13 protein-coding genes are annotated in these 13,381 nt (G+C 41.7%); 8 read left to right on the forward strand and 5 right to left on the reverse strand.

Annotated features, from left to right (window positions below; all coding sequences use genetic code 11):
* Positions 1–9: 9 nt before the first annotated feature.
* Positions 10–552: a DsrE family protein gene (locus AC13FX_RS11130; protein ID WP_482880718.1), complete on the reverse strand. Its 543-nt coding sequence runs from the start codon at positions 550–552 to the stop codon at positions 10–12.
* A 156-nt stretch (positions 553–708) separates the two neighbouring features.
* On the opposite strand from AC13FX_RS11130, the gene mnmA reads away from it, so the two are divergent.
* The gene (mnmA, locus tag AC13FX_RS11135; RefSeq protein WP_482880719.1) at positions 709–1,839 is read left to right on the forward strand and encodes a tRNA 2-thiouridine(34) synthase MnmA; all 1,131 of its coding nucleotides are present in this window, start codon (positions 709–711) and stop codon (positions 1,837–1,839) included.
* 62 nt (positions 1,840–1,901) lie between these two features.
* Positions 1,902–2,669 carry a hypothetical protein gene (locus tag AC13FX_RS11140; protein ID WP_482880720.1) on the forward strand — a complete coding sequence of 256 codons (768 nt, stop codon included), beginning with the start codon at positions 1,902–1,904 and terminating at the stop codon, positions 2,667–2,669.
* 53 nt (positions 2,670–2,722) lie between these two features.
* Here AC13FX_RS11140 and AC13FX_RS11145 read toward each other — a convergent pair whose 3' ends face one another.
* From AC13FX_RS11145 to AC13FX_RS11155, 3 genes are all read right to left on the reverse strand, one after another.
* Positions 2,723–4,759, reverse strand: coding sequence for a thioredoxin domain-containing protein (locus AC13FX_RS11145; protein ID WP_482880721.1), 2,037 nt, complete (start codon positions 4,757–4,759; stop codon positions 2,723–2,725).
* Positions 4,749–5,192 carry a methylglyoxal synthase gene (locus AC13FX_RS11150; RefSeq protein WP_482881672.1) on the reverse strand — a complete coding sequence of 148 codons (444 nt, stop codon included), beginning with the start codon at positions 5,190–5,192 and terminating at the stop codon, positions 4,749–4,751. The genes AC13FX_RS11145 and AC13FX_RS11150 overlap by 11 nt, the downstream gene beginning before the upstream one ends.
* A 156-nt stretch (positions 5,193–5,348) precedes the next feature.
* Positions 5,349–7,154: an adenylate/guanylate cyclase domain-containing protein gene (locus AC13FX_RS11155; protein WP_482880722.1), complete on the reverse strand. Its 1,806-nt coding sequence runs from the start codon at positions 7,152–7,154 to the stop codon at positions 5,349–5,351.
* A 175-nt stretch (positions 7,155–7,329) separates the two neighbouring features.
* Between AC13FX_RS11155 and ndk the strand changes: the two genes are divergently transcribed.
* Both ndk and AC13FX_RS11165 read left to right on the forward strand, forming a co-directional pair.
* Entirely contained in the window at positions 7,330–7,761 is a 432-nt protein-coding gene (gene ndk / locus AC13FX_RS11160) for a nucleoside-diphosphate kinase (protein ID WP_482880723.1), read from the forward strand.
* An 80-nt stretch (positions 7,762–7,841) separates the two neighbouring features.
* Positions 7,842–9,062: an exo-beta-N-acetylmuramidase NamZ family protein gene (locus tag AC13FX_RS11165; protein ID WP_482880724.1), complete on the forward strand. Its 1,221-nt coding sequence runs from the start codon at positions 7,842–7,844 to the stop codon at positions 9,060–9,062.
* A gap of 7 nt (positions 9,063–9,069) precedes the next feature.
* On the opposite strand, the gene rlmB is transcribed toward AC13FX_RS11165, so the two are convergent.
* Positions 9,070–9,816 carry a 23S rRNA (guanosine(2251)-2'-O)-methyltransferase RlmB gene (gene rlmB, locus AC13FX_RS11170; protein WP_482880725.1) on the reverse strand — a complete coding sequence of 249 codons (747 nt, stop codon included), beginning with the start codon at positions 9,814–9,816 and terminating at the stop codon, positions 9,070–9,072.
* Positions 9,817–9,906: 90 nt separating this feature from the next.
* On the opposite strand from rlmB, the gene AC13FX_RS11175 reads away from it, so the two are divergent.
* The 4 genes from AC13FX_RS11175 (at position 9,907) to AC13FX_RS11190 (ending at position 13,348) form a co-directional block, all read left to right on the forward strand.
* Complete coding sequence (locus tag AC13FX_RS11175; protein WP_482880727.1) at positions 9,907–10,254, forward strand: hypothetical protein; 348 nt, start codon at positions 9,907–9,909, stop codon at positions 10,252–10,254.
* Positions 10,255–10,370: 116 nt separating this feature from the next.
* Positions 10,371–11,168, forward strand: coding sequence for a glycerophosphodiester phosphodiesterase (locus tag AC13FX_RS11180; protein WP_482880728.1), 798 nt, complete (start codon positions 10,371–10,373; stop codon positions 11,166–11,168).
* Between the two features lie 72 nt (positions 11,169–11,240).
* The gene (locus AC13FX_RS11185) at positions 11,241–12,890 is read left to right on the forward strand and encodes a CTP synthase (protein WP_482880729.1); all 1,650 of its coding nucleotides are present in this window, start codon (positions 11,241–11,243) and stop codon (positions 12,888–12,890) included.
* Between the two features lie 5 nt (positions 12,891–12,895).
* Positions 12,896–13,348, forward strand: coding sequence for an NUDIX domain-containing protein (locus AC13FX_RS11190; protein WP_482880730.1), 453 nt, complete (start codon positions 12,896–12,898; stop codon positions 13,346–13,348).
* The last annotated feature ends 33 nt before the right edge of the window (positions 13,349–13,381 follow it).

The following is a 13,381-nucleotide window of genomic DNA, read 5'->3' on the forward strand; positions in this document are numbered from 1 at the left end:
CTTTCAGTATCAGTTGAAAACCAATGGTACGTATCCATTTTGAACATGCGTAGTAAATACCGTAAGCATGGATAGCCCCAATGCAACCTGATCATAGATCTCAGTATATTCATATTCTCTGGCAATTAAAGATTGCCCGCAAACAAAAATTCTGAATCCTGCTTTATGCAGTTCGTTGATGAGTGCGATGTTTGGATTATCCATCTCATATCTTTTTTGATAGGCTTGGTGGGTCAGGGTTACGTCAGTTGCACCACCATGAATGACGACACTCACATCCAGCTTGTCATGTTCAACGCCTCCTAAAGCATGTAGGTTGACCAGTCTGGCCACGTTATTTAGCCCCGGGTTGATACTTGACTTATCTCGTTGAAGGGTTTTCAGGTCTATCACGATCTTGTAATCACGGTCACTTTCTGGATTGATAGAATTCGGTATATCATAAATTCCACCATGGTTTTTGATAATGGGAAATTTTGCATCCTGAGCTTGAAGGGTACTTAGAAAAAGTGGGGAAAAGAGGAAGATGGCGAGAAGCAATTTCTTGGTCATAGATCAGTTATTAGTTAGTCTGTATCATGAGATTGCTCCATATATAAGAGACTATTGGTCAAATAGCCATTAACAATTATCGATCATCGTCCTTCACCTAAAAAAACCTTATCTTTCAGTTTGGCTTCTGCCATAAAAAGTTTCAAAAATAGTACTATGAGTAAAAAAGGAAGAGTTTTAGTAGCCATGAGTGGTGGCGTGGATTCGTCAGTCGCTGCCGTAATGTTGCAAGAACAAGGCTACGAAGTAATTGGAATTACGATGAAGACCTGGGATTACCACAGAAGTGGTGGGAATTCAGGGAAGGAGACGGGTTGTTGTACCGTTGAATCTATGAATGATGCCCGGCATATTGCAGTCAATCATGGCTTTAAGCATTTTATTGTGGATATCCGTGAGGAATTTGGTGATTGGGTTATCGATCGTTTTGTAGATGATTATATGGGTGGGAGAACGCCCAACCCTTGTGTACTATGCAACACGCACATTAAATGGGCTGCTTTGCTTAAACGGGCTGATAACCTTGGGTGTGATTATATCGCTACCGGACACTATGCTAAAGTTCGTGAAGAAAATGGCCGTCATGTGATCTCCCGAGGACATGATCCCAAAAAAGACCAATCCTATGCATTATGGGGGGTCGATCAAAAGCACCTGGCCCGAACCATATTTCCACTGGGTGAGTATCCTAAAACAGAAATTCGTCAGATAGCAGAAGATCACGGACTGATAAATGTAGCGAACAAACCTGATTCTTATGAGATCTGCTTTGTACCTGATGATGATTATCGAAGATTTTTGAAGGATCGTGTAGACGGTCTGGAAGAAAAAGTTTCTGGAGGTAAGTTCGTCGATCAAAAAGGGAATATTGTTGGAGAGCATGAAGGATATCCTTTCTATACTATTGGGCAAAGAAGGGGACTTGATCTTGCTATGGGTAAACCTGTATATGTAACACATATAGATCCCATATCCAATACCATAACCATCGGTGAGAAGGAGGACCTGGTAAGTTCCACACTTATTGCCGGTGAAATGAATCTGGTGAAATACGACAAGATCCCGGAAAACGAGATGGAGGTCACAGGGGCTATTCGTTACAATGATGATGGGGCTATCGGGCATCTTACTCAAATAAGTGACACTGAAATGAAAGTACACTTCCCTGCGGGTCGTGAGGCGATCACACCGGGACAGGCAATTGTATGCTATGAAGGTGATGATGTCCTTGCCGGTGGGTGGATCAAGAAAGTCAGTGTTGGAATGGAAGATCTAATTCCTGCATGATTGTAACAATTACTTCCTGCCAACGTTAAAGTTTAGACTCCCAACATCAAATTAATCTAATTATGCTATCAAAAAAATTTTCTATTTCAGGGCTGTTGCTCATATTTAGCCTTGTCTTTACAACCGGAACAGCTTTTGCTCAATTTGAAGGGCAGATCACCATGGATGTGTATTCTGATGAAGATGGAAAAATTGAAGTAAGTCAGATCAATTTATTTGCCACATCTGACAGAATTATGCTTCAGGGGGAAGAAAATTTTTCAGTGATGGACCAAATGAGTACCGATGGACTGTTGATCAGAAATGATATGAAAGACTTTGTGATCATGACCGGAAAAGATCAGGCTCTTCAGGTTACCAAAGTGGAGATCGAGGGATTGATTGAAATGCTAAGCAGTTGGGGAGGTAGTTCATCAACGAAGCAGCAGGACACTCCAAAAACTGAATATAGTTTTTCTGACCGAACTCAAAACATACTTGGTTACGAAACCGCAGAAATGATCGTTACTGATGCTGAAGATCCAAATAAACATCTGTCTATATGGCTGGCACCTGAAATCGATATCAATTGGGGAATGTTAGCTGAAAGATGGAATAATATGCCGGAAAGTATTGATTCAGAGATCAATGGGGTAGCTCAGGATGTCGTATTCAAAGGGAAGAACTTTCCTCTATTGATCGAAGCAGTTGAAGGAAATGAGCGTAAGACCATCATGAAAGTGAATAATGTAAACAGGTCTTCTGTGGCTAAAGCCATGGTTGAAATTCCTGCAGGAGTCTCACTGATGAGTTTTAAGGATTACGTATTCAAAATGATGATGGAACGTTAGGCCGAAAGATATACTCCGATTCAAAAGCTCTCCTTTAACGAGGAGAGCTTTTTTTATTGATGTAATGTGTTAAGCATTTCTTCAAGGTCGTTGATAGGCTGTTCACAAGTGAAATTTGTGCATACGTAAAGGGTGGGTTTACCCTCTTTTAGATCCTGATCCTTAGTATAAGATGCAATCTCAGAAAGTTCAGAGGCATTATCAGGGTGTTTCACATGCACTACGCTGAATGGATCGAAGTTATCTCTGAAAACAGGCTGAATAAGCTCATCTTCATTTGCAGGCGTAACCAGGGTAATTTCTTTTGGATCTGCATGTATGAACTGAATAGCCTGCATGCTTTGTGTGATACTTGAACCGGACCTGATGAGGTCTGATGAAAAAGCTTTGCCAATTTCGTTGGCTTTATCTTCCAGCTCTGTATTGCCGGTCAATCGACTCAATCTGATGAGATTATTCAGTGAAACTGAATTTGAAGACGGGACCGCTCCATCATAAAGTTGTTTCTGCGGGCCATAGACCTGGTCCTGATGGTGTATACTGAAATAGTACCCGCCATTTTCTTCATCCCAAAATGCTTCAGAAAATTCAGAATTCCACTTCAAAGCCAGTTTCAGGTATTCTGGCTTGAAGGTAGCTTCGTAACATTCTATACATGCCCAAATAAAAAATGCGTAGTCATCTGCCATAGCTTGTATACCGGCTTCTTCATCCTTGTATCTGTGCAATAACTCTCCGTTTTGGATGAGGTTTAAACGTATAAACCGGAGGCCTTCTTCAGCCGTTGAGATTAACTGCTCGTCATCAAAGATAGCTCCGGCCTTTGCAAGTGCAGCGATCATCAGACTATTCCAGTCAGTCAGGGTCTTGTCATCCAAAAGTGGTTTTTCACGGCGCTCTCTTTCAGTAAACAGATGTTCTCTAATAGAACGGAAATCATCCATTTCACTTTTATTGAGAGTGGAATTCAAGTGTGGGATATTGGCACCCGTCAATTTTTTGGTAGCTTCATCCTTGAAGTTACCTTCATCTTTGATATTGAACCTATTGGCAATGAATTCATATTCATTCTCTTTTAAAAGATCATTCAGTTGTTTAGAGGTCCAGACATAGAATTTACCTTCTTCACCCTCACTATCCGCATCCTCGGCTGAATAGAAGCCTCCCTCAGGATGGCGAAGCTTTCGCTTTACGTAATGGATGATCTCGTAAGCGGTGTTCTTATAAAGCGGGTCCTTGGTCACCTGCCAGGCTTCTGCGTAAGCCATCAACATTAGCGCCTGATCATATAGCATTTTCTCGAAATGGGGGAGAAGCCATTTATCATCGGTTGAATACCGGTGAAATCCATATCCTATATGATCCCACAAACCTCCCAATCGCATGTTGGTCAATGTTTTGGTTACGATGTCAAGGAAACGTTGATCGTTACTAATCTTCCATTGACGAAGTAAAAACATTAGGTTGTGAGGACTTGGAAATTTCGGAGCTGATCCAAAACCACCATGTTCTGTATCAAAACTCTTGGCAAGCTGTTCAGCTGCAAAGTCAGTAGCTTCGGTTCCCGGAAAATTTCCTCCTTCAAATTTCTGAGATCTTTGGAAGCCTTCTTTTATTTTCTCGGTAGCTTTTTTCACCCTTTTAGGTTCATTCTTCCACATACCGGTCACCCCGGGAATCAATTGCCTCAATCCGATCCTGTTGAACCTTGCATCCTTTGGAATGTATGTACCTGCAAAAAATGGTTCCTTATCAGGAGACATGATTATCGTCAAAGGCCAACCACCCTGGCCGGTTAACATCTGGCATACGGTCATGTACATATTGTCAATATCCGGCCTCTCCTCACGGTCAACTTTGATATTCACAAAGGCTTCATTCATCATTTCAGCTATCTCGGGATCCTCAAAGCTTTCGTGAGCCATAACATGACACCAATGGCAGGTAGCATATCCAATAGAGAGAAATATTGGTTTATTTTCCGCCTTTGCTCTTTCAAAAGCTTCATCACCCCATGGAAACCAATTTACAGGGTTGTCTGCATGTTGTTGTAAATATGGGCTTTTTTCCTGGGCTAATTTATTCGACATCGAAATCTTTTTTGAATCGTTGGCTGTAGTCTACGATGAACCGGTCATATTTTGAATTCATAAGGGGAGAGGTGATCAAAAAGTCTGCTGAAGACCTGTTACAGGCCATAGGAATGTTATACACTATACTTATGCGCTGCAAAGCCTTAACATCCACATCATGAGGCTGAGCCTGAAGCGGATCCCAAAAAAAGATCATTACATCGATCTCATTCTGTACAATAGCAGTTCCGATCTGAAGGTCTCCACCCAATGGTCCGCTTTTGAATCTGAATACAGGAAGGCCTGTTTTTTCTGACACCAGTTTTCCTGTTGTTCCGGTTCCAAAAAGGTTATGGTCAGACAGTTTTTCACTGTTGTATTCAGCCCAGTCGAGAAGGTCCATCTTGCGATGATCGTGAGCGATAAGTGCAATATTTTTCTTAGGCTTCATAGGCTGAACGGTGTCAGCTATGGATGGATGCATTTTATTTGCAGGCATTATGTTATTCTTTGAGTGAGAGTTGTCCTGAAAGATGTAAAGGTAAGGACTATTATAAAAACAATTCTAAGCTGAGTCCTAAAATGAGAGGGGGAGCAAACGAGTATCTTAAATAACCAATCGCATGGGGGGACGTTCGAGGCGGATCTGTTTAACCTTGAATTCTTCTTCACTGAAGCCCTTGAGTTCTTTCGAACTATCTTTTACGAAGAAGGTCTTGGAATTTTTATCCAGATACAGCTTAATGTCAGGATGCTCATAGAGGGCTTCTGAAAGCATGATCTCTTTCTCAGAAGCAGCATCTACAAGGCGGGATGCCAGATTTACGGTAGTACCAAAGTAATCGATGCGCCCATTGAGGTTCACGGCCGTACAATCCCCAAAATGGACCCCGGCTTTAATTTTGAAAGCATTACCTACAGCAGAAGAATTGCTGAATATTTGCTGTATTCGCTGAACGGCTTTTAGGGCAGATACAGGTTCCCAGAAAACAGCCATGACCGAATCCCCTATAGTTTTTATAATGCCACCCCGTTCTTCAGCAATGATCTGTTGAATAACCCTGAAATGTCCCATCACGCGTCCGATCGCTGTTTCATCCCCTTCCTTCACATAAAGTTCAGTTGAATTCATCAGATCTGTAAACAACATGGTTACCTCTGAGGCCTTTACCTTACTGGTTTCCTTAAGTGTTTCATTAGGAAAAAGTGAATTGAAGTCTACATTAGAACAAACCTCAGTTGCGTAAATTGCTTCTTCCTTCCAATTTAATTTATCAAAGAAACAAACCATTGGTTGCGAGGAATGATTGAATATCCCAAGGTTCGGGTTTTTAGAAATGGTGATACTCTGGCTGTGAAATTCTTCATCTGTAACATAAATATTTACGTTATCAGTACCATTTTCCCGTACATGGAATACCAGGTGTCCCTCATGGTTATGAGTTCTGAAAAGATAAGTTCCTTCCTCAAGCTGTAATTCCGGGTAGCGTTCATCTCCGATCGCCAGATTTTGTTGAACCACTCGATGAGGTTTACTGCCCGGCCCACCCAAACAGTAGGTTTTGTCCGAAATATTACGGATTAGGGGATGTGGTTTAAACACGAGGTGCGTGTTCTTGTTGAAATCCATTATGTAATCGTCGTTGCAGTCATCACAATACAGGTGTCCACGTGTGTCTTGGAGTTTTCTGAAATTGTTTTTGGGGCTTTTGCACCGGGGGCAGCAAATATCCCAGCTGAAGTCAAGCAGATCCAGATTGGTGGCGTGTAGAAACACATTCAATACAGAGTATTTCTTTTCACCCCAATACTCAGCTAAACTGTATGGATGAATACGTTCCAGGTCTTCATCTTCAGCTTTACGTATCAGTTCAATGAGGTGACGAACGATCCGTTTACGTTTGGTCTTTTCAACCAGTTGTTTAGAGATCCTTTCAATTTTATGGTCAGCCCCTCTTATAAGCGTTTTGGGTTCATTCAATTCATACGGATGTAATCCCTGACTGACAGCTTTGTCTACGATCTTTAGGTAATCGGCCAGTTTCTTTCTTAAAACATGGTTCACATACAGCTTGATAGGATAGTAAAGTAAGGAGTTAGAAGGATCTACAGTGACGTTTACGATCAGTTTAGTTCCCTCATCCGTTTCAATGCATTCCGTTAGTATGGACATGTGTTCAAGAAACCCGACTTTATAATTCCGGGTGACTTTAAATCGAAAGGGGATCTCCCATGAAAATGGTTCTTCCTGCCAGGTAACCTGAGAATTCAGAATACTGTGGGAAAGTTCTAGGTGTCCTTTGGGGGTATTTCTGGATAGGGGCATTTCTTGAACCGGGGGAGCTCCAAGAATTCGGAATATACGGTTGGTGTCAGACACATATGGCCATAACCTGGCAGGGGGGGCTGCCAAATTAAAAACCCAACGATGTATTTGTTGTCCTTCCTTCATGAAAAATAAATAACAGGATTTCTTAGCCCAAAAAGTACTAAAAGTTCGAAACTTGATCTACGAACCCGTATCTTCAAGGTAAAGAAATAGAGTATCTCTATAACTAAATGTTACAAAAATATAAGACACAATAATAATGGCAAAAGAAAGAACACTGACTATTCTAAAACCTGATTGCGTAAAAAAAGGGCTGATCGGAGAGGTAACCAAACGAATTCAAGAAGCCGGATTTAATATTCTGGCGATGAAAATGACCCGCTTGACCAAAGATACTGCCGGGGGATTCTATGCAGTTCACAAAGAAAGACCATTTTATGATGAGCTTTGTGAGTTCATGAGCAGTGGTGCCTGTGTACCAATGATCCTAGAAAAGGATAATGCGATCGCAGATTTCAGAGAATTGATAGGAGCCACAAATCCTGCCGAAGCTGAAGAGGGAACTATTCGCGCTGACTTTGCTGATAGTGTTGGAGAAAACATTATCCACGGGTCTGACTCAGTCGAAAATGGCAAGATCGAAGCCGCATACTTCTTTGCTGAATCTGAGGTAGTTGCAAATCAGGCTTGATCCAAGTGGTATTTTGAATACTTTAAAGCCTCGTTTAATTATTTTAAGCGAGGCTTTTTTATTTCAATGATAAAATGACAATGAGAACATCACCCCTGATATTAATTTCAATTTTACTCCTGCTGAGTTGCAACGATACCCGGAGTCAGTCTGCAAATGTGGTTAAAACCGGAGCTGAAGTTTTACTGGATCATCATATTGATGAGCTTAAAGGACGCAAAGTGGGATTGATCATGAACCCAACATCGATGGTGGATGGGGTACATATGCTTGATACATTAATAGACCTGGGAGTAGATGTTAATGCATTATATGCTGCAGAACATGGCTTCAGGGGCGAGGCAGGGGCAGGAGAGGTTATTGAAGATGGTGTGGACCAAACCACAGGCTTGCCTGTTTTCTCTTTATATGGCAGTACAAAAAAACCGACTCCAGAAATGTTGGAAAAAGTTGACCTTCTATTGTTTGACCTGCCGGATATGGGGGTTAGATTTTATACCTTCAGTGCCACATTGGGACTGATCCTTGAGGCTGCCTGGGAAAATAATATAGAAGTATGGATCCTGGATAGGCCGAATCCATTGGGCGGAGACTTTATCGCCGGCTGGACGTTAGAAGACGAATACAGGTCTTTTGTCGGTTACTATCCTATGCCAATTGTATATGGGCTTACAATGGGGGAGATTGCAGGTATGGCTATCGGTGAAGGCTGGATCGAAACCGGAAAAGGACTGAACTATAAAGTTATCAGAATGGCCGGTTGGGACCGAAGTATGATCTGGCCAGAAACCGGGTTACCGTGGATCGCACCGTCTCCAAATTTACCCTCGTTTGATCATGCCTTTGCCTATACCGGAACTGTGATCTTTGAAGGAACAAACCTTTCAGAAGGGAGGGGAACAAAAGATCCATTCCTCACTATAGGTTCTCCCGGGTTTAATTTTGTGCCATCAGAAATAAATGAGATAGAAGATAAGTATCAGGTTCAGCTTGCTCCGATAAATTTCACACCGCGATCAATTCCCGGAAAAGCCATGAGTCCAAAATTGGAAAATGAGCCTTCAAAAGGTATAAAGATCAAATTCCCAAATGGATATAAAAATATTGATCCACTGAATTTAGGGTTGGAGCTATTGCTGTATGCAAGAGATCATACAGATAACTTTGAGATCACCGACTTTGCCAACAAACTATTTGGTATAGACCTGAAGTCGGTCATTGAAAACAAAGAACCAATTCCGGGCTGGGAGGATGATGTGCAAAGTTTCAGAATAAAGAGAGAACCATATTTACTGTATTAAACAGTTTTCAGAGCTTTCGTCTTCTCTTCCATTCATATGAAACCAAGGCTGCACTTACTGATGCGTTTAATGACTCCACATCATTTTCCATGGGGATCTTAACCAAAGAATCACATCTTTTAAGGTTCTCAGGCAGAATACCCTCTCCCTCGTTTCCTATCATGAAAGCAACGGGTCGGTCAAGATCTGCTTCCCAGAGTTCTTTGTTTGCACTGCCATCTAAACCAACGATATCAAAACCTGTTGCTTTGAGATCTTTTATTCCCTGATTTAAATTATGCACCCGAATGATGGGAATTCGTCCTGCTGTTCCTGCAGAGGTTTTAAAAACGGTAGCATTAACAGGGGCTTGATTTTGCATTGGGATGATCACAGCATCAATTCCGGCTGCTGCAGCCGAGCGAAGGATCGCTCCAAAATTATGAGGATCCTCGATCCCATGGAGTAGTAAAACGGCAGGATTCTGACTGAGGATCAAAGTTTCAGCCCAATCATAGAATTTCGTGTATCGTGCGGCACTTATCTGGGCTACAAACCCCTGATCGTTTACTTTCCCCACAAGCCCATAAATTTTGGCACCGGGAACTTTTACAAGGGGAACTTCATTTTGATCTGCAAGCTCTGTGATGTCCTGGTAAGTAGAAGGTTTGATATTATTTTTTACAAATATCTTATCCACCTCATGCGGCCTGTCTTTCAAGGTTTCTTCAACTGGATTACGACCGTATATGAAAAAGTTATCAGTATTTGGCATAAATTATTTTAAATCCATCTTACTTTCATTATAATGAATGAAGGAATAGATTAGTTATGGGTTAATAAGTTAGCAAGAAAGATAAAGGTTATGTTTGAAGAAGAAGAATTTAAAAATCCTACCGTAAGCAATGATCTTCAGGATCGGATAAGATCAAACAAAACATCGCGAATCTCGGTATTTATGGATAAGGTGCATTCGGTTGATGGACTTTATTTTGTATCTGCACTTTTGCAATTATTTTTGGGGAGTGCTGTGGTAGCGCTTTCCCTGGTTGGCAGTATTCAACCTGTTTGGGTCGCAACTCTAATGACTGTTTTTGGTTCCATTACACTGATGAGTGGATTGTTTATGCTTCACCGGACCATAGTGTATGCAGGTACATTTGATTCACTGCTTCAAAAAGCGATCAAACGGGTCATCAACAATCAAAATTGAAAATTCTGAATAGCAGATGCCACTTAAGCCCCTATATCGGTAAAGCGGGTTTAGGTTGCTTTGTGTTCCTTTCCCTACTTCTTCTAAATATTTCAGTTAATGCACAGGTGAATGATATGCCTCTTCCTGTATCATTGTATTCAGACAATAAAGATAATTTTGTGATCATAGGGCACCGGGGGGCAAGTGCTTACTATCCTGAAAACACAATGAGTGCATTCAGAGCTGCTTATGAAATGGGTGCAGAGATGATCGAGCTGGATATATTACTGAGCAAGGATGGAGTTCCCGTTGTAATACATGATGAGTCATTGGAGCGGACGACAAATGGCACAGGTAAGGTAATGGAGTACACATATAAAGAGTTGAGCAAATTGGATGCCGGCTCATGGTTTGGGGATGAGCATACCGGTGAGAGGATCCCATCTCTGGAAGAAGTTCTACAGTTTGCTAAAGGTAAGGTCGCGGTTAACATTGAGATAAAGACGGAAGCCGTTTCCAATGACCTTAGGGAGGGAATTGAAGAAAAGGCTTATGAGATCGTAAAAAAATACGATATGCAGGAATACGTGTTATTCTCAAGTTTTGATTATCGGGCCATTGCTCATTTAAAGGAATTAGATGTGAATATCGCAGTTGCATTGCTGTACGAGAAGCAACAATCAAATGATAAAGACCCAAAGGAATTGGTAGAAAACTATAATGCCGATGCCTTTAATTGCAGTTATCGTCAATTCTCAAAAAAGTGGGCTGAAGTGACTTCAGAAGCAGGAATTCCGGTTTTTGTGTATACAGTGAACAACCGGAGAAGAATGAAGAAAATGATAAAACGGGGAGTAAACGGAATATTCAGTGACAAACCGGATGTATTAAAGCAGCTTGTGGATAACATGTGGAAAAGTAAGGGCGGTTAATTCCTGTTTTACATTGAATGAGGATAGGGAACCCCCTATATTTTACATCCATCAACCATACTCACATCCCGCATGTCCACTAAATATATTTTTGTAACCGGAGGGGTTACGTCTTCATTAGGTAAAGGTATAATCTGTGCTTCTTTGGGCCGTCTACTTGTCGCTCAGGGGCTTAAGGTAACCATTCAGAAACTCGATCCATATATCAATGTCGATCCGGGTACGATGAATCCATACGAGCACGGCGAAGTATATGTAACCGACGATGGAGCCGAAACAGATCTTGACCTGGGCCACTACGAACGGTTTCTGGATATTCAGACCTCTCAGGATAATAATGTCACCACGGGTCGTATTTATTATGACGTGATCACTAAAGAACGTCAAGGGGCCTATCTTGGCAAGACCGTTCAGGTCATTCCTCATATTACAGATGAGATCCAATCTCACGTCCTTAAACTCGGACAGTCAGGAGACTATGATGTTGTGATCGTGGAAATAGGTGGAACCGTGGGTGACATCGAGAGTCTGCCTTACATAGAGGCTGTACGTCAGCTTCGGTATAATGTAGGCCGGCACAACACACTCTCTATTCACCTTACATTGGTCCCTTACCTTGCTGCTGCCGGTGAGTTAAAAACAAAGCCAACGCAACATTCTGTAAAAACATTATCTGAAAGCGGACTTCAACCGGATATTCTGGTTTGCAGAACAGAACACCATTTGGATGAAACGATCCGCAGAAAGGTTGCACAGTTCTGTAATGTGGATCTGGAAGATGTGATCGAATCGATCGATGCCAGCAGTATTTATGAAGTGCCGTTGCTGATGCAAAAAGAGGGGCTGGATAAACGGGTCATCGAAAAGCTGAAACTGGAAACGAAAGAGCCGAATCTGGATAACTGGCTAGGTTTTGTGGAAGCTGTTTGTAATCCGTCCGGACAAATTGAGATCGCTTTGGTTGGGAAATACGTTGAGCATCACGATTCATATAAATCGATCGTAGAAGCCTTTATACATGCCGGTGCTGTCAACGATTGCAAAGTAAAAATTCGTTGGGTTCAGTCCGAGGAATTATCCGGGGATAATGTATCAGACCACTTGAAGGATGTTGCCGGTATTTTAGTTGCTCCGGGCTTTGGCGGACGTGGAATAGAAGGTAAACTGGCAGCTGTAAATTTCGCCCGGGTAAACAAAATTCCATTTTTTGGGATCTGTTTAGGTATGCAATGTGCTGTAATTGAATTTGCAAGGAATGTTTGTGGCTGGGAAGATGCAAACAGTTCAGAGTTTAATGAGGATGCCGAATATCCAATTATCGATATCATGCAAGACCAAAAAGATATTGAAAATATGGGTGGAACCATGCGCTTGGGTAAATACACCTGTAAACTCGATAAAGACTCTAATGCTTACAAAGCGTATGGTCAGGAGATCATAGAAGAACGGCATCGCCACAGGTATGAGGTCAATAATAACCTCCGATATAAGCTAACTGAAAATGGGATGAAGCTTTCAGGAATGAATCCCGAACGGGACTTGGTAGAGATCGTTGAGATCCCTGATCATCCTTGGTTTGTGGGTGTTCAATTTCATCCGGAATTGAAGAGTACGGTTAACAATCCCCATCATCTGTTTGTGGATTTCGTCAAAGCTAGTCTTCAGAATGCCAAGGAATCAAACCTCTACAGTTCTTTAAAAGCAAAAGAAGTTGCTAAGTAACCATAATGGGCAGGAATAAATATTCCGGTAAAATCAGAATTCGTTCTTGTGGAATTCTGATCGAGGAAGAAAAGATCCTGCTCGTAAAACTTCATTCTCCTGTCACAAATGAACTGATCTGGATACCGCCAGGTGGTAAAGTAGAATTTGGTGAAAGTCTCAGTGAAGCTCTTAAAAGAGAATTCAATGAAGAAACAGGGGTGGAGGTATCTGTCCGCGAACTGCTAAATGTGAATGAGCTGATAAAGAATGACATTCATGCCATCGAGTTCTACTATCTGGTGGAAAAGACCGGAGGGGAATTGAAAATGGGGTCAGACCCTGAGGTCAGTGAACAAGATCAGATCATTAAAGATCTGAGATATTTTACTAGGCAACAGCTCAAACACATTAACACTGTTCCCGATTTTATTTCGGAAGGCTTGTGGGAAATGATAAAGGCAAAACAAGCTAATTAAATTACTCTGGACCATATTCAGGTCAACTTTTGT

The organism is Gracilimonas sp. B-17, from assembly GCF_056857935.1.

What these genes read in the sequence shown, in the direction of transcription:
- AC13FX_RS11130 (WP_482880718.1), bottom strand. Translation starts at nt 552, where the DNA reads ATGACCAAGAAATTGCTTCTCGCCATCTTCCTCTTTTCCCCACTTTTT.
- mnmA (WP_482880719.1), top strand. Translation starts at nt 709, where the DNA reads ATGAGTAAAAAAGGAAGAGTTTTAGTAGCCATGAGTGGTGGCGTGGAT.
- AC13FX_RS11140 (WP_482880720.1), top strand. Translation starts at nt 1,902, where the DNA reads ATGCTATCAAAAAAATTTTCTATTTCAGGGCTGTTGCTCATATTTAGC.
- AC13FX_RS11145 (WP_482880721.1), bottom strand. Translation starts at nt 4,759, where the DNA reads ATGTCGAATAAATTAGCCCAGGAAAAAAGCCCATATTTACAACAACAT.
- AC13FX_RS11150 (WP_482881672.1), bottom strand. Translation starts at nt 5,192, where the DNA reads ATGAAGCCTAAGAAAAATATTGCACTTATCGCTCACGATCATCGCAAG.
- ndk (WP_482880723.1), top strand. Translation starts at nt 7,330, where the DNA reads ATGGCAAAAGAAAGAACACTGACTATTCTAAAACCTGATTGCGTAAAA.
- AC13FX_RS11165 (WP_482880724.1), top strand. Translation starts at nt 7,842, where the DNA reads ATGAGAACATCACCCCTGATATTAATTTCAATTTTACTCCTGCTGAGT.
- rlmB (WP_482880725.1), bottom strand. Translation starts at nt 9,816, where the DNA reads ATGCCAAATACTGATAACTTTTTCATATACGGTCGTAATCCAGTTGAA.
- AC13FX_RS11175 (WP_482880727.1), top strand. Translation starts at nt 9,907, where the DNA reads ATGTTTGAAGAAGAAGAATTTAAAAATCCTACCGTAAGCAATGATCTT.
- AC13FX_RS11180 (WP_482880728.1), top strand. Translation starts at nt 10,371, where the DNA reads ATGCCTCTTCCTGTATCATTGTATTCAGACAATAAAGATAATTTTGTG.
- AC13FX_RS11185 (WP_482880729.1), top strand. Translation starts at nt 11,241, where the DNA reads ATGTCCACTAAATATATTTTTGTAACCGGAGGGGTTACGTCTTCATTA.
- AC13FX_RS11190 (WP_482880730.1), top strand. Translation starts at nt 12,896, where the DNA reads ATGGGCAGGAATAAATATTCCGGTAAAATCAGAATTCGTTCTTGTGGA.